Source organism: Glutamicibacter sp. AOP5-A2-18 (assembly GCF_052446055.1).
In the GTDB taxonomy this organism is placed as follows: domain Bacteria; phylum Actinomycetota; class Actinomycetes; order Actinomycetales; family Micrococcaceae; genus Glutamicibacter.
Genome location: NZ_JBQSVW010000001.1, coordinates 2,158,586 through 2,182,488, shown reverse-complemented (window position 1 = coordinate 2,182,488; position 23,903 = coordinate 2,158,586). Strand labels below are relative to the sequence as shown.

Here is a 23,903-nt window from a genome sequence, read left to right as displayed (position 1 = left end):
TAGATAGTTCTAGGCCGCGATACTACTCTTTGAATTCGTATTCAGCGGATGGGAATGATCCGTTCAGGACGTCTTGGTGGTACTCGCTGACAGCCTGTCCAACTACGCTGCGAAGATCTGCATACTTTTTGACGAAGCGCGGAGTGCGTCGCTCACCTAGGCCCAGCATGTCCTGCCACACCAATACCTGTCCGGTAGTGGCTGAACCGGCGCCAATGCCGACGGTCGGGACGCGCAACGCGGCATCAACTTGCGCTGCCGCATCACTTGGCACCATTTCGATGAGGATGGCAAAAGCTCCAGCGTCTTGGAAAGCCAATGCATCGGTTTTCATCTGTTCCACAGCATCACCGCGACCTTGTACGCGGTAACCACCCAATGCGTGCTCTGCTTGCGGGGTGAAACCGATATGACCGATGACCGGAACGCCAGCGAGGACCATGGCTTTCACATGTGCAGCGTACTGCGCGGTTCCCTCCATCTTCACGGCGTGGGCGCCGCCCTCTTTCAAAAGGCGCACTGCGGACTCGACGGCCTGTGCGGGGGATTGCTCGTAACTTCCGAAAGGCAGATCGGCGACAACCATGGCACGTTTGGTGCCGTTGGCAACGGCCTTGGTGAACACCAACATTTCATCCAGCGTGATCGGCAACGTTGAACTGTAGCCAAGCACGGTATTTGCTGCAGAATCGCCAACCAGCAGGATCTCAATTCCTGCTGAATCAAAAATTTCGGCCATCATTACGTCATAGGCAGTTAACATCGCGAATTTTTCGCCGCGATCTTTTGCCTGCTGAAGGTGATGAATTCGGATGCGGGACGGGCCTTTATCAGGATTCCCTAGGTATGGTTGAGGCATAAAATGACTTTATCGCACTTGGACTGGGCGATGCTTGTCCATCGGCCCGGCCGGAACCGATATAGTGTTGCCACAGGTCAATTTTTCTTACCGGCCGTGATCAGGTCCGGATATCAGAAATCCAAAGGTGGTGGATAATGGATCGTCAGCAGGAATTTGTGCTGCGCACCATTGAAGAACGTGACGTTCGATTTGTGCGAATGTGGTTTACCGACGTAGTTGGTTCACTGAAATCCGTTGCGTTGGCGCCTGCTGAAGTTGAAGACGCCTTTGAAGAGGGTCTGGGCTTCGACGGTTCGTCAATTGACGGCCTGTCACGAATCTCAGAATCCGACATGTTGCTTCAGCCGGATCCATCAACCTTCCAGATCTTGCCATGGCGCGGTGAAGTCGAACCGACTTCCCGAATGTTCTGCGACATCCTGACCCCAGAAGGTCAGCCGTCCAACGCGGATCCTCGTCAGGTTCTCAAGCGACAGCTCACCGAAGCATCCAACATGGGCTTCACCTGCTATACGCACCCTGAAATTGAGTTTTACCTCCTCAAAGACGATCAGCTTGACGCCAACGGGCGTCCACAGCCAATCGACACCGGTGGCTACTTTGACCACGTGCCGGATGGCGTTGGCCAGGACTTCCGCCGTGCTTCGGTAACGACGCTTGAAGCTTTGGGTATTTCCGTAGAGTTCTCGCACCACGAGACCGGCCCAGGCCAGAACGAAATCGACCTTCGTTACGCGGACGCATTGCAGACTGCAGATAACATCATGACCTTCCGTACCGTCATCAAAGAGATGGCGATGCAAAAGGGCATTCACGCAACCTTCATGCCGAAGCCGTTCTCAGAACATCCAGGTAGCGGCATGCACACTCACTTCTCGCTCTTTGAAGGAGACAGCAATGCCTTCTTCGAAGCCGGTCGTGAATACCAGCTCTCTGACGTAGCACGCTCGTTTATTGCGGGTATTTTGCACCACGCACCAGAGATGACCGCGGTGACCAACCAGTACGTGAACTCGTACAAGCGCCTGTGGGGCGGGGGAGAAGCTCCGAGCCACCGCTCGTGGGGTCACAACAACCGTTCGGCACTGCTACGCGTTCCGCTGTACAAGCCAGGCAAGGGTCAGAGCGCTCGCGTTGAATACCGTGGCATTGACTCGGCAGCCAACCCATACCTCGCCTACGCTTGCCTGCTTGGTGCAGGTCTGAAGGGTATCCGCGACGGCTATGAGCTGGAGGAGCCAACCGAAGATGACGTGTGGAACCTGTCCACCGCAGAACGTCGCGCCTCAGGGCACGTTCCGCTGCCAGGTAGCTTGCACGAAGCACTGCGCGTGATGGAGGAATCCGAGCTCATGGCCGAGATCCTCGGCGAGCAGGTTTTCAACTCCTTCATCTCTAATAAAAAAGCTGAATGGGAAGAATACCGTCAGGTAGTCACCCCGTTCGAGCTCACCAAGAATCTGAGTACCCTCTAGAGAAATCGCCGCGTGCTTGCACGCGGCGATTTGTGGAAGATATAAGAATCACCATGCCAGACGTATCCTCACGATCATTGATCAACGCTGGTTTCAGCGATATCGAACGGGCCAAAAAGTTCCTGCAATCACCGGAGCTCGACCCGATTGATCCGAAGCTGATCGTGAGCAAGATGGCCCATGCTCCAGATCCTGATCAGTCATTGCTCTTGGCGTTGCGCTTAGTGGATCGTCATCCCGAGGCAATCAAGATTTTCTCGGATCCTGAAACCTGCCAGGGCTTGGTTAGACTGCTTGGCAGTTCCTCAGCGCTTGGTGAGTTCCTGATTCGTTGTCCCGAGGCACTGGAGACGGTGCGCACCGCACCTTGCACTGAGTTTGAGCAAGCTACGCCTGAACATCTAGTGGAGAGCATGCTGGCATCAATTGATGCCAAGCGTACAACTGGTGGTCACTGGGTTTCCTCATTCACTGGAGCCGAGGGCCGCCAGCGATTGCGCACCAGTTACCGCAAGGCATTACTTGCGCTAGCTCATCGAGATCTTGGGGCCAGCAACCCGCAACGGATCCTACCCAACGTGGCCGCCGAATTAGCCGATATGGCTGGGGCAGCATTGGAAGGTGCGCTGGCTATAGCCCGCGCTGAAGCTGCCGAACAGTATGATGCGCAAGACGTGGACCGCGTGAAGGTCTCCATCATTGGGATGGGTAAATGTGGTGCTCGCGAACTGAACTACATCTCTGATGTGGACGTCATTTATGTGCACGGTTCTGCCCCGGGTATCGAGGATGATCTAGCTTCCGCTATCGCCACGGTCCTGTGCGGAAATACCGCACGAGCTTTGATGGTTCCGGGCCCTGAACCAATGCTCTGGGAAGTCGACGCCAACCTGCGTCCCGAAGGCAAAGACGGCGCGCTAACCCGCACCTTGTCATCCCACGAAGCCTACTATCGTCGTTGGGCTCATTCTTGGGAATTCCAGGCACTACTTAAAGCCCGTTGCATTGCCGGTGACCAGGAGTTGGGTCGCTCTTATGAGCGCATGGTTTCGCCCATGGTGTGGTCCAGCTCAGAGCGTGATGGATTTGTTGAATCAGTACAGGCGATGCGTCGACGAGTCAGCGACAACATTTCCAAAGATGATATTGCCTGGCAGATCAAGCTCGGTCCTGGCGGCTTGCGCGACGTGGAATTCACCGTGCAGTTGCTGCAGCTGGTGCATGGGCGAGTTGACCGGGACATTCAAATTCCGACGACCACACTAGCAATTCACGCACTGAGCAATATTGGTTACATTGGCCGTGAAGATGCGACAAACTTTGATGATTCCTACCGCTTTTTACGTTTATTAGAGCACCGTATCCAGCTCAGCCAGCTACGCCGTACGCACCTTATGCCACGGGCCGAATCTGCGCAGCGAATTCTGGCGCGCTCCATTCGAGGCGCAGGGGACCTTCAGCCGACCAGCCCAGAAAAGCTGATGCGCCGCTGGAACGAGACCAAGCGTATGGTGCGTTCGCTTCATGAACGGATCTTCTACCGTCCACTGTTGGTCAGCAGTTCCAACCTCTCCGCTGATGACGTCAGGCTGACTGCTGAGTCGGCCCAAGCGCGTTTGCGTGCCCTAGGTTATCTTGACCCTAAAGCCGCTATGCGCCACATTGAAGCGTTGACCGGTGGAGTGTCTCGCAGGTCCTCGCTGCAACGACAACTGCTACCGGTGCTATTGGACTGGTTTGCTCGTGGTGTTGACCCGGACGCAGGGTTGCTTGGATTCCGCCGACTCAGTGAATCCTTAGGTAAGACGCACTGGTTCTTGGGCATGCTGCGTGATACTAACGCCGCAGCCGAGCGCCTGAGCCATTTATTGTCCAACACCCGCTTCCTGACGGACCTGCTTGCCAATGAGCCTGCAGCGGCCGCCTGGCTGGGTTCGGATGCATCCTTGGCACCGCAGAGCCTTGAGAGTCTCTTACAGCAAAACCAGTCGATCATTCACCGCACCAAGCAGCCAGAGAGCGCAATCAGGATGATTCGCATGGTGCGACGGCGTGAGTTCTTGCGTGTGGCTCTGGCCGATGGCGCAGGACTGCTCACGGTTGACGAGGTCGGTCAGGCACTGTCGAACATCGATGGAGCGATGATTGACGGCGTGCTAAGGGTTCTGTTGAGCGCGGATCAAGAAAAGCACGGTGTGCAGGCGGTTATTTCGGTCATTGCGATGGGTCGACAAGGTGGTCGAGAAATTGGTTATGGATCTGACGCAGATGTCCTATTTGTCCAGCGTTCCGTTCCTGGTGCGCCAGCTCAAGCTGCTCAGGAACAAGCACTGCGAGTAGTCACTGAGTTGATCTCGTGGACCTCGAAGCCGCTGAAGCCAGCAATTCCTGCTGAAGTAAAACTCAAGGTGGATTCTGATCTTCGTCCCGAAGGGAGACAGGGGATCTTGGTGCGTTCCATCGACGCCTACGCTTCCTACTACGCACGATGGGCAGAAGTATGGGAACGCCAAGCTTTGCAAAGAGCGCGTCCCTTCGCTGGGGATGCTGTACTGGCCGATGATTTTATCGCGTTGATCAAACCTGTTCGCTACGGTAAGGGACTGGAAGAGAGCGAAATTCGCGACATTCGTAAGATCAAAGCTCGTGTTGAATCTGAACGACTTCCTCGCGGCGCAGATCCCAACAGGCATCTAAAATTGGGTCGCGGTTCACTGTCGGATATTGAATGGCTGGTGCAGTTCTATCAGCTTCAGTATGCCTGGCAGCACGAATCGCTGCGCACAACCTCAACCTTGAAGGCGCTAGAAGAGCTGGCAAAGATTGAACTAATCACGGAAGATGATGCTGAACAGTTAGCGAATGCCTGGCGTCTAGCCACGCGCATTCGTAGCGCTGAGATCATTACCTCCGGGCGTTCAAGCGATGTTTTGCCAAGCTCGTCGCGGGATATGGAAGCCGTGGCCCGATGGTGTGGTTACGAGCCGCACTTCGGCGTCGAGCTCGAAGAAGATTACCTTAGGGCGACTCGTCACGCGCGAAGCATCTTTGAACTGCTCTTCTACGGTTTTGAAGACTAGCTCAAAGTGTCTTTGACCCAGCTTCCAACTGAATCAGTGGACAACTGCTCCGGCCGGCTATCGACGCTGGGAACGCAAGATCTATCTTGGCTCTGGTGAAATGCTCTGGGAACGCGGCTGTGATGCTTTACTCCACTGGAAAATCAAGACACGAAGCGGTTTTACCGTTACCGGGGAACCACGAGTAGCTATCGGTGCACACCCTGAATTACGTGTCAGGCTGGGACCGATGAGCATCGACGAACCTATCGAAGTCGTGGATGTCATCGAGGAAAGTTCACCTGTTGGCATTGCCTACAAGACACTGTCAGGCCACCCTGTCAGTGGGGAAGAGGCGTTCATTCTCGTTCGTGAACAGGCCGGCATCTTCTTAGTGATCCGCTCACTGACAGCTCCATCAGATCATCTGCACTGGCGAATAATATTCCCGTTACTGTTGCTTGCGCAGAAGTACACACGCCGTCGCTACGCCACAGCGTTGCTTAGAGAACCTTCATAGGTCAGAGGGGAGTAGGGGCAAAAGCCTCTTTGGCTACCGGTGGCTTTTTGTTGTAACTGTGAGCCTTTGCTCCACGTCTGGCCACATCACGTGGATCCGTTCGGTAGCTTCCAAAGCTTTGACTCGCAGAGCGTTAGCCAACACAATGCCGAGAGGTGAGACCTCTAGGATTGTGAGTTCTTCTGTCTTCTCTTGTTCTTGAGCATCAAGTCTCCAGTTACTCATCAGCTCAGCGATGCCGCGTTCTTCCAAAAGGTATTCAGCTGCAGAATATTCGTGTGGTTCAGCGATTGCGTGTCCCAAGATATTGCGGGGGATCACTAGAGAGTAGTCGGGCGTGACAGGTTGGAGGTAGCCTACCGTCTCGCCGTCTTCACGTTGTACGCTCACCCAATCGGAAATATCCATGTTTACAGACTAACAATGACAAAAAGCTGGGTCCCACCAAAAGTGGTGGGACCCAGCTTCGACTAATCAGTCTGCCCTTATGGCAGGAGCGTGATTAGCAGCCGTAGTACAGGTCGAACTCGTATGGGTTCGGACGCAGGCTCAGTGGCTTGATTTCGTTTTCGCGCTTGTACTCAACCCAAGTGCTGATCAGGTCTTCGGTGAATACTCCACCTTCGAGCAAGAACTCGTGATCTGCTTCCAGTGCCTTCAGGGCCTCTTCAAGGCTCTCAGGTGCACGCTGGATGTCCTTGGCTTCTTCTGCTGGAAGCTCGTAGAGATCCTTATCGATTGGCTCAGCTGGCTCGATACGGTTCTTGATGCCGTCCAGGCCTGCCATCAGCTGTGCAGCGAATGCCAAGTATGGGTTTGAGGAAGCATCTGGTGCGCGGAACTCGATGCGCTTTGCCTTAGGGTTCGAACCGGTGATTGGGATACGGATACCAGCCGAGCGGTTACCCTGCGAGTAAACCATGTTCACTGGAGCTTCGAAGCCCTTGACCAGACGACGGTAGGAGTTCACGGTTGGGTTGGTGAATGCAAGAACAGCAGATGCGTGCTTCAGCAGGCCACCGATGTACCAGCGAGCAACGTCGGACAGGCCGGCGTAGCCCTTCTCGTCGTAGAACAGTGGCTCGCCACCGGTCCACAGCGACTGGTGAACGTGCATGCCCGAACCGTTGTCGCCGAAGACTGGCTTTGGCATGAAGGTTGCGGACTTGCCCCATGCATCGGCTACGTTCTTGACGACGTACTTGAAGAGCATCAGTTCGTCAGCAGCGTGAACCATGGTGTTGAACTTGTAGTTGATCTCAGCCTGGCCGGCTGCGCCAACTTCGTGGTGGCTACGCTCAACTTCGAGGCCAGCCTTGTCCAGCTCAACGCAGATAGCGTCACGCAGGTCAGCCTGTTTGTCAGTTGGAGCAACTGGGAAGTAACCGCCCTTGAAGGCAGTCTTGTAACCCTGGTTGCCACCCTCTTCCTTGCGGCCGGTGTTCCATGGAGCTTCGTCAGAATCGATCTTGTAGAACGCGCCTTCTGGCTTCGATTCGTAACGAACATCTTCGAAGATGAAGAATTCAGCTTCTGGAGCGAAGAATGCGGTGTCAGCAATGCCGGTGGACTCGAGGTAAGCCTCGGCACGCTCTGCAACGCCACGTGGGTCACGGTGGTAAGGCTCACCGGTACGTGGGTTGATGATGGAGAAGTTGAAAGCCAAGGTCTTTTCGATACGGAATGGATCGATGAAGCCGGTGGTGACATCTGGGATCAACTGCATGTCTGATTCAGAGATGCCAGCGAAGCCGCGGATGGAAGAACCATCGAAGAGCTGGCCGTTGACGAAGAAGTCGGCGTCTACGGACTTTGCAGGCACGTTGAAGTGCTGCTGTACGCCTGGCAGGTCGGTGAAACGGATATCGACGAACTTGATGTCCTCATCGGCAATATATGCCAAGACTTCTTCTGGACTGGTAAACATGTGCAGGTGACTCCCTGGTGAGATATGAGTTTTGGTAAACAGAACGATCAGACGGGATGGCCCCGCTGGTTCCCTTGCTTACGTATAGAGCTTACCCACAATCCGTTTCTGAATGGTGTCTCTATTGTTTCCAGCCTGTTACAAGGACGAAACTCGGGCATGTCGTATCGCTCTGATCTGGCACGATGCAGTTCGTAATAATCTGACTCGGACACTTAGCGTACTTTTTCGCAGTCAATTCACACCTTGTCACGACGCACAGAAAGGCTCGATAGACTTGAAGACGTGGAAAGAAAAGACTTCGGTTCGTGGCTTGAGGGCCCGCCACAGCACAGCACGCAACAATGGCCAGGACAAGATTTGGGCCGACCGGAAAAAGGTCCTGGTTCAATAGGACGCTTCCCTAAACGGGTCGGTGCATTGTTTATCGACTGGGGACTGTCAATGCTCCTTAGCTGGTGGCTATTTGATCTAGGTGACCTTGCCACGCTGTTGCTGTTCTGTGCAGGACAGATTATCGGCGTAGGATTCACCGGCCACACCATTGGACATAGAACTTTTGGGCTTCAGGTGCAGTCCATGGATGGCTCGGCACTAAGGCCCTTGCAAGGACTGATCCGGTCTTTGCTCCTTTGCCTAGCGATTCCGGTATTCGTTACCGATAAAGATCAGCGCGGATTGCACGACCGGTTAGCCAAGAGCATTTTGGTCAACATCCGATGAGTGAAAAATTGTAGAGAAAACAAAGAAGCCGCAACAGGAAAAATTCCTGTTGCGGCTTCTTGCATGTCTAGTTCTTAGCGACCACGGGTTGCACGGCGGTTTGGCCGAACGCGGCTAGGGTCAACGCCCTTAGGGATAGGCAAGCGATTAGCAGTCAACGTACTTAGACGCTTATCGATCGCGCTCACCTCAAGTTTGGTGATGGCCTTAGGAAGCTTCTTCATTTCCTTGCCGACGTTCACCAAGCTGGTCTGGTCTTCGTCCTGTCCAGCGTTGATGACGTGGATTGGGACGTTTGGCAGAACGCGAGCAATACGCTTGCGTTCGGAGCTAACAAGTTCGCGAACACGAGTCTTAGGGCCTTCGGTAACCAGCACAACACCGGGACGACCGACGGCGAGGAAAACCAAATCCTGGTGGCGGTTGTAAGCCACTGGTTCCTGCTTCAGGATCCAGCCACGACGCAGCACGCTCATCGCGGCACCGGCAGCACCGGGACGACCTTCAAGCTGTGAGAAGGCGGCTCTTTCGGCACGACGGGACATGATGAACATTGCCGCAAGAAGAGCCAGCGGAATGGCGATGATCAACATGGTGATCCAGTTGTTGATCAAGATACCGATGACCAAGCAGACTGCAATTACAGCCAAGGCTGCCAGTGCCATCCACCAAACGACCATAGGGTCGTTGCGGCGGGTCATCTGGAAGACTTGTCCGATTTGCTTCAATCGGCCTGGTTCTTTGTTCTTCTTCTCAGCTTTTGGTTTACGCGAAAACAGGCCACGCTTTGGTTGCGCGGCTGCTTCGTTGTGGGAGTTTTTGGCCATAGTGCCTTAAGTCTACGCGATTGTGATCAGAGTTCTAAGCCCAGAGCGGGCGCGCGGGAAAATCATCTGCATGTGACGATCAATTGATATGCCAAAGGCCTCGTAGCCGTTGTTCAAAATTGAACTAGGGGACTACGAGGCCTTCGCAAATGTTCACAACTGAGAAGCTTTACTTGATCAGTGAAGCGGCTTCCTGACGGGTGTTGCCTGAGGGTTCGATGTGCGAAAGTTCTTCTGGAATCTCGCGACCCTTCTTGCGCATGGCGCCTGCCCAGAGGCGACCGGCACGGTATGAAGAACGGACCAATGGACCAGACATGACGCCAGCAAAGCCGAGCTCTTCAGCTTCCTGCTGCAATTCAACAAATTCCTGAGGGGTAACCCAACGATCCACCGGCAGGTGAAGGTCGGTTGGGCGCAGGTACTGCGTCAAAGTCAGCAGGTCGCAACCGGCTTCATAAAGATCGCGCATTGCCTCGGAGATTTCCTCACGAGTTTCACCCATGCCCAAGATCAAGTTCGACTTAGTGATCAATCCGCGCTTACGGCCGTGGGAAATGACATCCATGGAACGGTCGTAGCGGAATGCTGGGCGAATGCGCTTGAAGATACGTGGCACAGTTTCAACATTGTGCGCGTAAACCTCTGGAGCGGAGTCGCAGATAACGTCAAGATTCTCTGGCTTTCCTGAGAAGTCAGGAATCAGCAATTCAACACCGGTGGTTGGATTCATCTTGTGAATCTGACGGACAGTCTCGGCGTACAGCCAGACACCTTCGTCTTCAAGATCATCGCGGGCGACACCGGTGACCGTGGCGTAACGAAGATCCATCTTCTTTACGCTCATGGCGACCTTGAAAGGTTCCGAGCGATCGATAGGGGATGGTTTGCCGGTAGCGATCTGGCAGAAATCGCAACGACGAGTGCACTCGGATCCACCGATGAGGAATGACGCTTCGCGGTCTTCCCAGCACTCAAAAATGTTTGGGCAGCCTGCTTCTTCGCAGACAGTGTGAAGTCCTTCGGACTGCACGAGGTTTTTTAGGCCAACGTATTCGGGCCCAATGTTCAGCTTTGCCTTGATCCATTCGGGCTTACGTTCCACTGGCACTGCAGCGTTTCGCTTTTCAACGCGAAGCATGCGGCGGCCTTCTGGTGCGACGCTCATTAACGGCTCTTTCTTTCGGAGGGAATGATTGTCTAAACGATTTGAGGGGTAAGAAGTCGTTCGAGTTCGACCTGCACGCGGTCGACGATGTCTTCTGGGGTAACAGTACGACCTAGCTCAGCTGAGATGGTGGTGACACCTGCATCGGTAATACCGCACGGGATGATCTGCTCGTAACCGGTGAGCTCATTCGAGCAGTTTAATGCGAAGCCGTGCATGGTCACACCGTGACTAATGCGAAGGCCAATGGCAGCAATTTTTCTGTCTTGCTCGCCATCCTTACCGGGAACCCACACGCCGGAGCGGCCCTTGATCTGGGCTGTGGGGATACCGAGTTCACTGACAACGTTGATCAGTGCTTCCTCGATGGTTTCAACGTAGAGACGTATTGCGCTCATTTTGCGAAGCTTAACGATGGGATAGCCGACCAGCTGTCCCGGTCCGTGCCACGTGAGCTTTCCGCCTCGGTCTACGTCTACAACGGGTGTGCCGTCTAACGGAAGATCCTCCGGTTCGGTCCTCTTGCCTGCGGTATAGACCGCTTCATGCTCGAGGAACAAAACTCGCGGAGCCTGTTCGTCCGCGGCTACCGCATCATGCAACTGGATTTGGTAGTCCCAGGCTTCCTTATAGGGCACAAATTTTGAGCCTAGTCCGACTCGTTCGAATTCGATCGCCATGAGGGTTACCCTACGCCGATGTCTTTGCTGTCGCTAATTCGCTTGACGAGCCAAAATCTGTGGATAACCAACTTGTGTTTCTGGTTTTTGGACTACAACGGAGACATGAATGAATCAACGAATGTCTTATCGTGGCCAATCAGTCCCGGGTACGTCACGGTTAGACCATTAAGTGCCAAGTCACCGTGCAAAGTTTGGTTGCTGCGCCGGGAAAGTGATCAGTCTTACATGGTGCTAAAACTGAGTTTGACTATGGAGAACGTCACCTCGTTGAGGCAAAACGCCATCACTGAATCGAGGAAATATGTCGTCGATTTTTACGGGACGTTATCGACACAATTGGGTGATGGGTTGATCATGGAATACTGTCCCGGCGGAAGCGTCGCCGAGCTGGTCCATAGCCGTGGTGTCTTCAGCCTTGGAGAATGTATTACTGCGCTGGCCCCGGTCGCTCAGACATTGTCGGTGATGCATTCCGCAGGCACGAGGCATGGTGATCTGTCGCCAGCCAATGTCCTGCTTACTGCCAGTGGAATGCCTAAAATTATTGACTTCCAGGAAGCTGCATCAGAGACACAAATCCCCTCAGGTGCAGGCACACCCGGATTTATGGCCCCTGAAGCCAGTTCTGGAGAACTAGAACCCCAAGTGGGGGCGCAGGACGTTTACTCTTTGGGTGCTTGCCTATGGTTCTTGCTCTCAGGTCGGCCACCGGATCCTGAATGGAGTCGGGCTCCGGCCAGCGTCATGTTCCCAACCATCCCCGACATTGTCCACGAGCTACTGATTGAGTCATTGAGCGTTGACCCGCACAGCAGGCCTACGGCTGAGCAATTCGCCAGAACGCTATTTTCTAGTAGCGCGGCTGAGCCGATTCATTGGGAAGGGCACGTATCTGAGGATGCTACCCATTTGATGGAAACTATTCATCCGGAGATTGATCACCGGGGTCTGCGCAGTCGAAATCAGCACAGACGAGATCGAGCAGAGTCGAAGATTTTCGCGGGATCCGACAAGAGTACAAATATGCACAAGCTTCGCCGCACACCCGGAGCTCTTAAAGTTGCGGGGACTGTGGTGCTAGGAATCGGAGTTTTGCTGGGAAGTTTGGTGGGTGTCAATCACCTTCGTGCTGCCACAGCATCGGACCCCAGCGCTGAATTGGTAACGCCATTGGCAGAGCCAAGCTGTCGAATCGATGATGCAGGACAGGAACCTGCCTGCGTGCTTCAGCAGGACACGGTAACTTCTGCGTTTCTCAGTCTTACTAAAAAGCGTGATGCGGCCATGGGCGCGATGAATACCAAGGCGTTGAAGGCTATCTACGCTCCGGGATCGGAGCAATTGAAACGCGATTTGGAAACAATCAAAGCGCTAGAAGAGATGGAATTGAGATTTGAAGGTCTGGAGACCCATCTTCAAGATGTGAAAGTGACTGCGCGCGGGCAAGGAAACTCGGTAATGCTGGCGGCCACTTCAACCCAGCCTGACTATAAGTACAGGGATCTGGAGGGCAAGAACGTGCATACAGTTAAATCTGCAGAACCTCAACGCGTTGAGATTGAACTGGTGCTCATTGATGAACAGTGGAAGCTCGGTAAGGTGATCCGTCATTAAACGCGCAATGGCAGGAACTGTAAACCAGCACGAGTAGTGCGCCAGTTACTGTTCCTGCCAAAGGTCAGAGTGTTGTTTAGACCCAGAGGGTGGCAACGGCAATGTTGATGAATGCCATTCCGCCTACGGCGTGGGCAAGGCCAGTCGAGACCTCTTCGCCAGCCTTGATCTTCTTGCGGCCGAGGAATGCGGCTACAGCGATCACGATAGCGATGACAATCTTGACGGCAATTTTTGCGTGGTTCACTGGATCGGTGCCAGCCTCAGCGATGCCTACCAGCGCAAGTCCGGTGACAAGCTGTGCCAGGGCACCGTACCACTGCCAGACATTGACAGTTGGGGTTTTGAAGTTGGCTAGCCAACCACCGAAGATTGCTCCAGCTCCGAGGATGTGAACAAATACCAAAATGACTTTAAGGATTTCCATAGTCCTAGCCTAATCTAAATTCGACGTAACGTAGAAAACAAAGATCGTCCCTGCTGAAAGGTCAGCAGGGACGATCTTTGTTGCGGCTATTGGTCTAATCTAAGACTTAGAGTCCTAGATCGCCTTCGAATGCGCCACCCTCAAGGCGAGCCTTGACGGTCTGCAGGAAGCGACCTGCGTCAGCACCGTCAACCAGACGGTGATCGTAGGTCAGGCACAGGTACATCATGTGACGAATTGCAATCGAATCGTTGCCATCTGCATCGGTGATGACCATTGGACGCTTGACGATCGCACCGGTGCCCAGGATTGCTACCTGTGGCTGGTTGATGATCGGGGTGTCAAACAGTGCGCCGACCGAACCAATGTTGGTGATCGAGAAGGTGCCGCCCGACAGCTCATCAGGACCGATCTTGTTGCTACGGGTACGTGCAGCAACATCGGCGATGCGCGAAGCCAAACCGGCGAGGTTCAGATCTCCTGCGTTCGATACAACTGGAACCAAAAGGCCCTTGTCGGTATCGACTGCAAATGCCAAGTGCTCGGCATTGTGGTAGGTGATCTGCTGAGTCTCTTCGTTGTACTCTGCGTTCAACTTCGGGTGAGCCTTCAAGCCTTCGGCAACAGCCTTAGCGATGAATGGCAGGTAAGTCAGGTTCACGCCGTTGGTGGCCTTGAAGCTGCTCTTAGCCGAACCGCGCAGCTTGACGATGCGGGTCATGTCGATCTCGTGGACCTGGGTCAGCTGAGTCGAAACGTCCAGCGACTCGCGCATACGACGGGCAATAACCTGACGGATGCGTGGAGCCTTTTCGGTGGTTCCGCGTAGCGAGGAAGCCTCGACAGCCGGGGCAGCTGGCTTGGCTGCTGCAGGAGCAGCAGCTGGTGCGGACGATGCGGCAGGAGCAGCTGCTTCCTTAGCGGAAACGGCATCAAGCACGTCCTGCTTACGGATGCGACCGCCAACGCCGGTGCCCTTGACCGATGCGATGTCGATTTCGTGCTGGTTAGCAAGGCGGCGAACCAGTGGGGTTACGTAACCCGACTCGTTGTTCGACTCTGCAGCAGGAGCTTCTTCCTTAGCTGGAGCAGCTGGAGCAGCAGGTGCTTCTTCCTTCGCAGGTGCAGCTGGAGCAGCAGGTGCAGCCGGAGCGGCAGCAGGTGCAGCCGGAGCGGCAGCAGGTGCCTCTTCCTTCGCAGGAGCCGCAGGAGCTTCTTCCTTAGCAGGAGCAGCAGCGGCGCCAGCGGCACCGATCACTGCGAGAACTGCGCCAACTTCAGCGGTCTCGTCTTCTGGAACACGGATTTCCAGAAGGGTACCGGCAACGGGGGAAGGAACTTCGGTGTCGACCTTGTCGGTGGATACCTCAAGCAAAGGCTCGTCGACGGCAACTTCTTCGCCAACTTCCTTCAACCAACGGGTAACGGTACCTTCGGTAACCGATTCGCCCAGAGCTGGCAGGGTAACTTCGGTGCCCGAAGCGGAACCGGCCGATGGAGCAGCAGCTGGTGCTTCTTCCTTAGCTGGAGCTTCTTCCGCAGCAGGTGCAGCCGGAGCTTCTTCCTTGGCTGGTGCTTCTTCAGCAGCTGGTGCGGCAGGAGCGGCGTCGCCGGATCCCGAACCGTCGCCAATGCGAACCAGTGGAGCGCCAACTTCAGCGTCCTCGTCCTCAGCCACGAAGATTTCCTCAATGATGCCAGCAACTGGCGAAGGAACTTCAGTGTCTACTTTGTCGGTGGACACTTCCACCAACGGCTCGTCTACCTCTACGCGGTCGCCGACCTGCTTCAGCCAGCGAGTTACCGTACCTTCGGTAACGCTTTCACCCAGTGCGGGTAGGTTTACGGTTTCAGACATCGTCCCGTATCTCCTTGGTTTTTAAATCTTGAATTGTGGGTGGAGGCCGAGCCTCCGAGCTTTGTGCACTAGGCAGCGCGTTCGTCGAACGCGCTGCCTAGTGAAATCAAAAGCTATTAGCCGTGTAGTGCAGCGCCGGCCAGAGCCATAGCTGCTTCGCCCAATGCTTCGTTCTGAGTTGGGTGAGCGTGGATCAGCGGAGCGATGTCCTCTGGGTATGCTTCCCAGTTAACAATCAACTGTGCTTCACCGATCTGCTCGCCGATGCGACCGCCGATGCCGTGAACGCCCACGATTGGACCGTTCTTGACGCGAACCATCTTGATCAGACCGCTGGTGCCCAAGATTGCGGACTTACCGTTACCAGCGAGGTTGTACTCGGTGGTTTCGATCTGGTCTGCTCCGAACTTCTCTTTAGCCTTAGGCTCGGAGTAGCCGACCGATGCAATCTCTGGTTCGCAGAAGGTGACCTTCGGGATGTTGATGTCCTCGATGATCGCTGGCTTCAGACCGTTGATTTCCTCGATCACGAAGCGACCGTGCTGGTAACCGCGGTGTGCAAGCTGTACGCCTGGGACAATGTCGCCAATTGCGTAGATGTTGCCAACGCCGGTGTGCAGACGCTCGTCGGTGATCACGAAGCCGCGATCGATGGTGATGCCCTGCTCTTCGAAGCCAAGACCCTCGGTAACTGGACCGCGACCCACTGCAACCAGAACGATGTCTGCTTCCAGTACGTTGCCGTCAGCCAGCGAAACCTTGACGCCGTTGGCGTTCTGCTCGACCTTTTCGAAGAAGACACCAGTGTTGAACTTGATGCCACGCTTCTTAAAAGCGCGCTCCAAGGTCTTGATGATGGCTGGATCTTCGTTAGGAACCAGCGAAGGCAGGCCTTCAACGATGGTGACGTCGACGCCGAATGAGTTCCATACGGAAGCGAATTCAACACCGATAACGCCGCCGCCGAGCACGATGGCGCTCTTTGGCATGTCTTCCATGTTCAATGCTTCGGTGCTGGTCATAACGCGGCCACCGATTTCCAGACCGAAGGTCTTGGAAGTGGAGCCGGTTGCCAAGATGATGTTCTTGCCCTTGTAAACGGTGCCATCAACATCGATGGAATCCTGGGAGACAAGACGGCCGTTACCAGTGATAACGTTGACCTTCTTCATCTTGAGCAGGCCCTGCAAGCCCTTGTACTTTCCGGCAACAATGCCTTCTTTGTACTTGCGCACGCCACCCAAGTCGATTGACTCGAGCGAGGAGTTGATGCCGAACTTGGCACCCTCGCGAGCGTTTTCAGCCAACTCTGCAGCGTGCAGGTAAGCCTTGGTTGGGATGCAGCCGGTGTGCAGGCAAGTGCCGCCCAGCTTTTCCTTTTCAATCAATCCAACGGTGTAGCCCAGCTGGATGGCACGCAATGCTGCCGAGTATCCAGCGGATCCACCGCCGAGGATGAGGACATCAAATTCTTGCGTTGCTGCCGAATCGGCCACGTGAACGCTCCCTCGTATTCGCTAAGTGAGGCCGGCTTTGGCCGACCAGGGGATCGGTCGCAGATCTTTGGGAGCATTACGCTGGTTGGCGCGCACCATAGATCCACGGTGATGTTTCAAAACTTACCTTAGTACCGCATACCTGCCAGAGTCACCTTCGAGGGCGTAAAAGTCAGGCATGTCTCTTATTTTTAATCTCATCCCGGCATCCGATTGCCATCGGCAGTGATACCGGGATGAGATTAAGAGCTAAAAATGCTGATGAAGCAGACTGCTCAACGGTGCCTAATTTGCGACGAGCTGCTCCGCGTAGGCAACCAACGTACGAACCTGGGAGCCAGTTCCGTTCTTCGGGGTGTAGCCCCAAGCGCTACCTTCATTAAAGGCAGGGCCAGCAAAGTCGATGTGTGCCCATGGGATCTTCTTGCCGTCAACTTCGCCGACAAATTCCTCAAGGAAGACAGCTGCGGTCATCATGCCACCCATGCGCTCACCGATGTTCGCCAAGTCGGCAACTTGGGATTCGATGCTTGGACGCAGCTCTTCTGGCAGCGGCATTGCCCAAGCAAGCTCGCCCACCTGATCGGATACTGCAACTAGATCGTTGGTGACCTGTTCGTTGCCCATGATGCCAGCGGTACGCAGTCCAAGCGCCAGCATCTGTGCACCGGTAAGGGTAGCGATGTCGATCATGACATCTGGCTTTTCCAAGCTGGCAGCGGCCAAACCGTCGGCCATAACCAAACGGCCTTCAGCGTCGGTGTTCAAAACCTCTACGGTTTTGCCACCAAACATGGTCAGGACATCGCCCGGACGCGTCGAAGCGCCACCTGGCATGTTTTCAGCCAAGCAAAGCCACGCGGTGACCTTGACGTTGAGACCCAGCTCGGACACTGCGGCCACAGTCTGGAACACTGCTGCGGCTCCGGACATGTCAGACTTCATGGCGTGCATGCCAGCAGCTGGCTTTAGCGAGGTGCCACCGGTGTCAAAGGTGATGCCCTTGCCGATTAGCGCAATGTGCTTGGTTGCCTTAGCGGGGGAGTACTCCACCTTGACCATTCGAGGCTGACGTACTGAACCGCCACCAACTCCGATCAGACCACCGAAGCCATCCTTAGCCAGGCGCTTCTCGTCAAAGACCGTGACCTTCAGCGGAAGCGACTTGGAGTAATCCTTCACTGCGGTAGCAAATGATTCAGGGTAGAGAACATTGGCTGGTGCATTGATCAGGTCGCGGGTGCCGCGAACAGCTCGTCCGAGCACAGCCGCACGCTTCAAGACCGCAGGAAGGTCTTTAGAAGTGGCCACCGAAGTTGCAATCTGCGCTTCGGCCAAAACAGGCTTGTCGCTCTTCTTTGAGCGGTGGTTCTCGTAGCGGTAGCTGCCCAAGGCGATACCTTCGGCGATGGCTGCGACACGTTCGACCGTCTCGGAAGGCAACACGAAGATGGCGGTTTTGGTATTGGTCAGCTGGCGTGCAGCGGATCCGGCGGCACGACGAAGCTTCTCTTCGGTGAGTTCAGCTAGTTCTTCAACGCCCAGACCAATGAAAAGCAGAACCTTTGCCTTGGACCCCTCAACGCCTGGAAGCAAGGTGGCTTCGTCAGCCTTACCCGAAGCTCCTAGCGTGGTCAGCGACTGCTCCAGCGAAGAAGTAGTTTCCGAAGTGAAAGGCGAGGCAACGATGGTTGCTTTACCGTCATTCTTCAATACGCCCAAAACGAGGGTATCGGCGCTCTTGCGCTTAATGTCAGTGCCAATGGCGCTCAAAGTGAGATCACTTGAGTTGATCACAAAATCATTCCTTCTGTGCCTTTGTAGGGTCTGAGGTCCAGTGCTCCGGAATGGTAATCCGGAACGTAGTGCATGCTGTTGAGCAAAACACTTGCTACCTCTGATGTTATCCGAGGAAAAGGTTCATCGTGCGTCACTTCACAGCGAGCGTAAGCATCGAAGCGATAGTATCTAATATCGCGGTTAAATTAGGGTGAATTGGAAGATTACGAACGCCCGAGGTCCGCTAACAAGCAAGTCGGCACTGAATGAGGAGAAAATGTCCAAGGAATCGTTGATGACGTTGGTCGCAGACGACTTGGATAATTCACGCCTCCAAGGCCTCGGAATGTACGTTTTGCTCAAGAGCATGAGTGATGCGGGACAGAGCCAATCTCAGGTCACCAACGAACTATTTGGTCGTCTGGACTCTGAACTGTTTGCAACTTTTGATGCTGATGAACTGGTTGCCTACACCTCCCAGCGCCCACGGTTGACCTTCCTGGGTGATCACTTTGCCGCCTACCAAGCGCCCCGTATTGAGATTTACTTGATGACCGATGGGATGGATCGAAAATTCTGGTTCCTCACTGGAGTAGAACCTGATCTCAAATGGGAACGCGTCATCGCAGAGATTCTCGGATTTATCGAAGCCTTTAACGTGGCTCTAGTTGTTGGCTCTGCTTCGATTCCGATGCCGGTTCCACACACCCGCCCGGTAGGCGTGACGGCTCATGGAAACCGCAAAGATTTGATCGAGAACATTTCAACGTGGAGCCCCACCGTTGAATCGCCGGCTGGAATTACGTCGTTACTCGAAATTCGGATGACTGAAGTCGGCCGCGACATTGTGGGTTATTCTCTGCACACCCCACACTATTTAGCCGAATCCGAATATCCAGCGGTAGCGGTAGCGACCCTAGAGTACGTCGGTGCCGCCCTGAAGCTCGCGCTTCCCACAGACAAACTTCGCGAGGCTGCTCGACTTCTTGAACAGCAACTAGCGGAGCAACTTGAAGCTAACAATGATGTTCGCCAAATGGTGGATGGATTTGAAGAACGCTTTGATGCCCACGTGAAGGAGCATGAGCCGCGCTCGTTGCTTCTTGACGAGGACAAGCAGATGCCGGGCGCGGAGGAACTGGGCGCAAGCGCCGAACACTTCCTCTCGCTAATCGAAAATACCAATGATTGGTTAAGGAACGGGCGCGAAGAGCCCCGATCAGGTGATCAAGACCAGTGAGTCAATCGCATTTGAATTCGTCGAAGTCCTGGTTGGTTTTCGGATTCGCAATTCTTGCTTATATATCCGCAATTTCACAACGCACTAGTTTTGGTGTGGCCGGCATTGAAGCCACTGAGCGCTTTCATGCCAGTGCGCAGATCCTAGCGACATTCTCAGTAGTTCAGTTAGTTGTCTACGCTGGGGCCCAAGTTCCAGTCGGCCTACTTCTTGATAAGTATGGGCCGCGCATACTGATCACCTGTGGTGCGTTACTAATGTCCGCTGAACAAGCGTTTCTCGCCATGTCGGTCAACGTTCCCATGGGTTTGATTGGGCGCGTCATGGTTGGCATGGGCGATGCGATGGTTTTTGTTTCCGTCCTCAAACTCTTGCCCCTGTGGTTCTCCGGATCAAAAATTCCCGTGCTCACACAGCTCACCGGTACCTTCGGTCAGCTTGGTCAATTGATCAGTATTTTCCCGTTCCACCTGATGCTGCTCAACGCCGGCTGGTCGCCAGCGTTCTCGGTAATGTCCGGGTTTGCCTTCGCTACGTTCATTACGACGATTGCATTTGTGCGCAACGGCTCTGGCTGGGAGGGTTCAGCCCACAGCTCGCATCCCAAGGATTCACGGATCGCCCTTGCACTGAAGCAGCCAGGTACCCGGCTGGGGTTCTGGACCCACTTCACTACCGCATTTATGGCGAACACCTTCATGATGACGTGGGGCTACCCGTTTCTGGTTGAAGGACAAGGCTTAGACAGCACGTTGGCCTCCGGGCTTATGTCCGTCTTTGTTGTCGTCGCGGTTGTCTTGGGTCCTGTGCTTGGAACGCTCACCGCACGCCATGCGCAACATCGTTCCAATTACGCGTTGAGCATTATTGGCCTCATGCTGCTTTTGTGGGCTGTTGTGCTTCTTTGGCCGGGACACGCGCCGTTGTGGATACTGATTATCTTGATGATCAGCGTCGCAGCCGGTGGTCCTGCCTCGGTGATCGGGTTCGATTTTGCCCGCACCTTCAACCCGCCACGCATCTTAGGCACCGCCACAGGTCTGGTGAATACCGGTGGTTTTATCGGTGCATTCGTCACGATCTACGTCATTGGGTTCATTCTCGATTTGCTCAACAACGCCAACGGCTCCACCGGCGAGTTGTACAGTCTCGGATCATTCAGAATCGCACTGTCGTTCCAATTTGTCATGGCAGCAATAGGCATTACTTTTATGCTGATCGAACGACGCAAAGCTCGCCGATTCCTAGCAGAGCAGTAGTCCATCGCCACTAGTGTCCTAGGTTCTCCACAACTGGCCAGTTCTAAGAAATAAAGCTAGTAGATGCAGTGCACGGTAAGTGCATGACAACTACACCAGAACGCCAGCCGCTATCGCTGTCCAGTTACAAAGACATTTTGGCCTATGTGCCGCATGCCCTTGGGTTCCATCCTCGTAATTCAGCGGTATTGCTACTTATTGACGATGATCGTCTTGAAGCCACGTTGCGGGTTGACTTACCGCCATCTACTCGGCGCGAAGACGAGGAGAATTGGTCCAGCCAGGTCAACCGACTCCTTGAACGGATCCCTAGCGTCCAAGACGTCGCTCTGGTGATCTACGCTCCGGAAGATCGCCTCGCTCAGCTTGACGCGCCCTACTCATCGCTGGTGAACCATCTCGAAACCACCCTGAGTCGCAGAAGAATCCGCCTACGCCACGCGTGGTGCTTACGCGGCTCAATGATTTGGGACTACGACCCAGAAGAGGGTAACTGCGCCAAGGCCGTACCGTCACTGGTCACTAATGAAACTCACCTATCGATGGTCCTGGCTGGATCCGCACCGATGGACACGCCATGGGATGGTACCGGTATCGCAAAATGGTCAAATTCCAATGATGTTCTCCACCTTGTTGTAGATCAAGGTGGCAACGTCATGGAGTGCCTCGAAGCATGGAATCGCACTCTAAAGATGACGCAGAAAGATTCAGAGTCATCCTTGCGCGATGATCCGAGATTGGCTGCTTTACTTCTTGGATCCTTACAGACGAAATTCGTTCGAGACCTCTTGCCGTATCTGGCTGGTCAGGGACTAGAAGACACCCTGGACATCATTTTTGGCGTTTCATTTGACGCGCAGGAGGGTGCCATCGCCCCGTTATCTGATTATCTGCTTGGTCGGGGCTGGTATGCACCAGATTGGCGCAGGGTGGATCGACTGTGGGAGGTTGCTCGTGACCTTTTAGGTGTAGCGTGCGACGATAGCCGACACGCCTTACTGTGCATTCTGGCTTGGATTGAATGGGCAAGAGGGCGAGGGTCAATGGCGTTGGTACTACTGAACCAGGCGGTGGAAGAAAACGAGAAGTATGAATTAGCAGCGTTGCTGCAGAAACTCATGTCTCACGGCATTATGCCCTCGTGGGCAACGGATCAACTTCGTGCCTGGCGTGCGAATTTCGCGTGACACGGGCTCACCGGGGTGTCTCAAGTGGTGTCTGGGTGGTAATTCATGGATAATGAAATTACAGACCCGGTTAGGTTCGAATTGCCTTGGCCTGAAATCTCACGATTTTGGGAACATAAGGCGGGCTTGAGGCGTTGTTATCAATGTGCCAGCCCCGGCGTTTAGTCACTGATTAAACGTCTTCGGACTTGACAGGGTCATAGTGGTGTTACCGGCAGGTGCATCCGGAACGCATCGTTAGAAAGGTTATTCGTGTCATCTTCTGAGACGAACGCTAATCGTCAAGCAACTGAGGCCGAGGTCCCCGAGGCAGAGGTATCAGCAGAAACTCCTGCGGCGAAGAAGCGTGCAACCAAGGCTAAGCCTCGGACCAAAAAGGTAGCTGCAGATACTGCAGCACAGGACGAATCAACCCCAGCTGTCGCAGAAGGCGACGACGATGCTGAAGAAAGCACCGATTCGAAGTCTGACGACAATTCGAAGGGCTTCACCCTCTCCAGCGGTGACGACGACGCTCCTCAGCAGCAGGTTATGGTCGCCGGCGCGACGGCTGACCCGGTCAAGGACTACCTGAAGCAGATCGGTAAAGTTGCCCTGCTGAACGCAGAGCAGGAAGTCGATTTGGCTCTGCGCATCGAAGCGGGCCTTTTTGCTACCGACAAACTGGAGAAGGACACCGGCGCCATTGACCAGCGTTTGCGCTGGGACTATGAGCAGATCATTCACGACGGCAAGATCGCAAAGAACCACTTGCTGGAAGCAAACCTCCGTCTGGTTGTTTCGCTGGCTAAGCGTTATACCGGTCGTGGCATGCTCTTCTTGGACTTGATCCAGGAGGGTAACTTGGGTCTGATTCGTGCCGTTGAAAAGTTTGACTACACCAAGGGCTTCAAGTTCTCGACTTACGCTACCTGGTGGATCCGTCAGGCTATTACACGAGCCATGGCTGACCAGGCTCGTACCATTCGTATTCCAGTACACATGGTTGAAGTCATCAACAAGTTGGCGCGAGTACAGCGTCAGATGTTGCAGGACCTCGGTCGCGAACCAACTCCTGAAGAGTTGGCCAAGGAACTGGACATGACTCCTGAAAAGGTTGTCGAAGTTCAGAAGTACGGCCGCGAACCAATCTCACTTCACACTCCACTGGGTGAAGATGGCGATTCCGAGTTTGGTGACCTGATCGAAGACTCTGAAGCAGTTGTGCCAGCAGACGCTGTGTCATTCACTTTGCTCCAGGAACAGCTTCACTCGGTTCTCGACACGCTCTCCGAGCGCGAAGCCGGCGTAGTAGCAATGCGCTTTGGTCTGACCGATGGTCAGCCGAAGACTTTAGACGAAATCGGCAAGGTTTACGGAGTTACGCGTGAGCGTATCCGTCAGATCGAATCCAAGACGATGTCTAAGCTACGTCACCCATCGCGTTCGCAGGTTCTGCGGGACTACCTAGACTAAAACTGAAAGCAAGATAGCCAGTTGAACTTTCGTTCAACTGGCTATCTTGCTTTTAAGACAAAAATTGGCGGCCCACAAATAGTGGGCCACCAATTTCGAGCTAGACGAAAACGAGATTAGTCGTTCGCGTCAACCTTTGGCTTTTCGTAAAGTCGCGAGGATTCGTCCTGCCAAACTGAGGACTGTGGGCGTAGCTTAGGTTCCACATCGCGGGCGTGGTGAGCGCAGAACAGCAGCTCACCGCCGGTTGAAGCCAGCACGGCTCGCACGTAGGCCTGTGCACCACAGCGGTCGCACCGGTCAAGGGCGTTCAGTTCACGACTAGCGGTCGTAGTAGTCATTGC

The 23,903-nt window shown here is 54.5% G+C and carries 19 protein-coding genes and 1 pseudogene; 9 read left to right on the top strand and 11 right to left on the bottom strand.

Annotated features, from left to right (window positions below; all coding sequences use genetic code 11):
* Positions 1-22: 22 nt before the first annotated feature.
* On the bottom strand, positions 23-859 hold the full coding sequence (gene panB / locus ACT3RW_RS10400; RefSeq protein ID WP_444613680.1) for a 3-methyl-2-oxobutanoate hydroxymethyltransferase: 837 nt from the start codon (positions 857-859) through the stop codon (positions 23-25).
* 137 nt (positions 860-996) lie between these two features.
* Between panB and glnA (ACT3RW_RS10395) the strand changes: the two genes are divergently transcribed.
* Genes glnA (ACT3RW_RS10395) through ACT3RW_RS10385 form a run of 3 tightly spaced genes read left to right on the top strand, consistent with a single transcriptional unit; the run spans position 997 to position 5,916 of the window.
* Positions 997-2,337 carry a type I glutamate--ammonia ligase gene (gene glnA / locus ACT3RW_RS10395; protein ID WP_131088544.1) on the top strand — a complete coding sequence of 447 codons (1,341 nt, stop codon included), beginning with the start codon at positions 997-999 and terminating at the stop codon, positions 2,335-2,337.
* A gap of 53 nt (positions 2,338-2,390) precedes the next feature.
* Positions 2,391-5,417: a bifunctional [glutamine synthetase] adenylyltransferase/[glutamine synthetase]-adenylyl-L-tyrosine phosphorylase gene (locus tag ACT3RW_RS10390; protein ID WP_444613679.1), complete on the top strand. Its 3,027-nt coding sequence runs from the start codon at positions 2,391-2,393 to the stop codon at positions 5,415-5,417.
* A gap of 28 nt (positions 5,418-5,445) precedes the next feature.
* Positions 5,446-5,916, top strand: coding sequence for a DUF1990 family protein (locus ACT3RW_RS10385; protein ID WP_444614635.1), 471 nt, complete (start codon positions 5,446-5,448; stop codon positions 5,914-5,916).
* A 33-nt stretch (positions 5,917-5,949) separates the two neighbouring features.
* On the opposite strand, the gene ACT3RW_RS10380 is transcribed toward ACT3RW_RS10385, so the two are convergent.
* The gene (locus ACT3RW_RS10380) at positions 5,950-6,306 is read right to left on the bottom strand and encodes a hypothetical protein (protein ID WP_444613678.1); all 357 of its coding nucleotides are present in this window, start codon (positions 6,304-6,306) and stop codon (positions 5,950-5,952) included.
* A 112-nt stretch (positions 6,307-6,418) separates the two neighbouring features.
* A complete protein-coding gene (gene glnA, locus ACT3RW_RS10375) occupies positions 6,419-7,843 on the bottom strand; it encodes a type I glutamate--ammonia ligase (protein WP_131088540.1) in 1,425 nt (474 codons plus the stop codon).
* A 285-nt stretch (positions 7,844-8,128) separates the two neighbouring features.
* Here glnA (ACT3RW_RS10375) and ACT3RW_RS10370 point away from each other — a divergent pair, with 285 nt between their 5' ends.
* Entirely contained in the window at positions 8,129-8,566 is a 438-nt protein-coding gene (locus ACT3RW_RS10370) for an RDD family protein (protein WP_131088539.1), read from the top strand.
* A 74-nt stretch (positions 8,567-8,640) separates the two neighbouring features.
* Here the strand turns inward: ACT3RW_RS10370 and ACT3RW_RS10365 are convergent, their stop codons facing one another.
* The 3 genes and pseudogenes from ACT3RW_RS10365 to lipB form a co-directional block, all read right to left on the bottom strand.
* Positions 8,641-9,393 carry a DUF4191 domain-containing protein gene (locus ACT3RW_RS10365; RefSeq protein ID WP_444613677.1) on the bottom strand — a complete coding sequence of 251 codons (753 nt, stop codon included), beginning with the start codon at positions 9,391-9,393 and terminating at the stop codon, positions 8,641-8,643.
* A gap of 169 nt (positions 9,394-9,562) precedes the next feature.
* Positions 9,563-10,561, bottom strand: a complete 999-nt coding sequence (gene lipA / locus ACT3RW_RS10360; RefSeq protein WP_444613676.1) for a lipoyl synthase — start codon at positions 10,559-10,561, stop codon at positions 9,563-9,565.
* 32 nt (positions 10,562-10,593) lie between these two features.
* Positions 10,594-11,253, bottom strand: a pseudogene (gene lipB, locus ACT3RW_RS10355) (lipoyl(octanoyl) transferase LipB); the annotation flags it as partial.
* A 93-nt stretch (positions 11,254-11,346) separates the two neighbouring features.
* Here lipB and ACT3RW_RS10350 point away from each other — a divergent pair.
* Positions 11,347-12,858, top strand: a complete 1,512-nt coding sequence (locus ACT3RW_RS10350; RefSeq protein WP_444613675.1) for a serine/threonine protein kinase — start codon at positions 11,347-11,349, stop codon at positions 12,856-12,858.
* Between the two features lie 76 nt (positions 12,859-12,934).
* On the opposite strand, the gene ACT3RW_RS10345 is transcribed toward ACT3RW_RS10350, so the two are convergent.
* The 4 genes from ACT3RW_RS10345 to ACT3RW_RS10330 all read right to left on the bottom strand — a co-directional run bounded on the left by ACT3RW_RS10345 (position 12,935) and on the right by ACT3RW_RS10330 (position 18,436).
* Positions 12,935-13,285 carry a hypothetical protein gene (locus tag ACT3RW_RS10345; protein WP_131088534.1) on the bottom strand — a complete coding sequence of 117 codons (351 nt, stop codon included), beginning with the start codon at positions 13,283-13,285 and terminating at the stop codon, positions 12,935-12,937.
* A gap of 106 nt (positions 13,286-13,391) precedes the next feature.
* Positions 13,392-15,143 (bottom strand): 2-oxoglutarate dehydrogenase, E2 component, dihydrolipoamide succinyltransferase, encoded by a 1,752-nt coding sequence (gene sucB, locus ACT3RW_RS10340; protein WP_444613674.1) that lies wholly within the window; start codon positions 15,141-15,143, stop codon positions 13,392-13,394.
* A 116-nt stretch (positions 15,144-15,259) separates the two neighbouring features.
* A complete protein-coding gene (gene lpdA / locus ACT3RW_RS10335; RefSeq protein ID WP_131088532.1) occupies positions 15,260-16,639 on the bottom strand; it encodes a dihydrolipoyl dehydrogenase in 1,380 nt (459 codons plus the stop codon).
* A gap of 285 nt (positions 16,640-16,924) precedes the next feature.
* Positions 16,925-18,436 carry a leucyl aminopeptidase gene (locus ACT3RW_RS10330; RefSeq protein ID WP_444613673.1) on the bottom strand — a complete coding sequence of 504 codons (1,512 nt, stop codon included), beginning with the start codon at positions 18,434-18,436 and terminating at the stop codon, positions 16,925-16,927.
* Between the two features lie 259 nt (positions 18,437-18,695).
* Here ACT3RW_RS10330 and ACT3RW_RS10325 point away from each other — a divergent pair, with 259 nt between their 5' ends.
* From ACT3RW_RS10325 to ACT3RW_RS10310, 4 genes are all read left to right on the top strand, one after another.
* Positions 18,696-19,658 (top strand): proteasome assembly chaperone family protein, encoded by a 963-nt coding sequence (locus ACT3RW_RS10325; protein WP_444613672.1) that lies wholly within the window; start codon positions 18,696-18,698, stop codon positions 19,656-19,658.
* Positions 19,655-20,917, top strand: coding sequence for an MFS transporter (locus tag ACT3RW_RS10320; RefSeq protein WP_444613671.1), 1,263 nt, complete (start codon positions 19,655-19,657; stop codon positions 20,915-20,917). The genes ACT3RW_RS10325 and ACT3RW_RS10320 overlap by 4 nt, the downstream gene beginning before the upstream one ends.
* Before the next feature lie 83 nt (positions 20,918-21,000).
* Complete coding sequence (locus tag ACT3RW_RS10315; RefSeq protein WP_444613670.1) at positions 21,001-22,104, top strand: DUF4192 family protein; 1,104 nt, start codon at positions 21,001-21,003, stop codon at positions 22,102-22,104.
* A 252-nt stretch (positions 22,105-22,356) separates the two neighbouring features.
* Entirely contained in the window at positions 22,357-23,559 is a 1,203-nt protein-coding gene (locus tag ACT3RW_RS10310; protein ID WP_444613669.1) for an RNA polymerase sigma factor, read from the top strand.
* A 116-nt stretch (positions 23,560-23,675) separates the two neighbouring features.
* Here ACT3RW_RS10310 and ACT3RW_RS10305 read toward each other — a convergent pair whose 3' ends face one another.
* Entirely contained in the window at positions 23,676-23,900 is a 225-nt protein-coding gene (locus ACT3RW_RS10305; RefSeq protein ID WP_131088526.1) for a DUF7455 domain-containing protein, read from the bottom strand.
* Between the last annotated feature and the right edge of the window lie 3 nt (positions 23,901-23,903).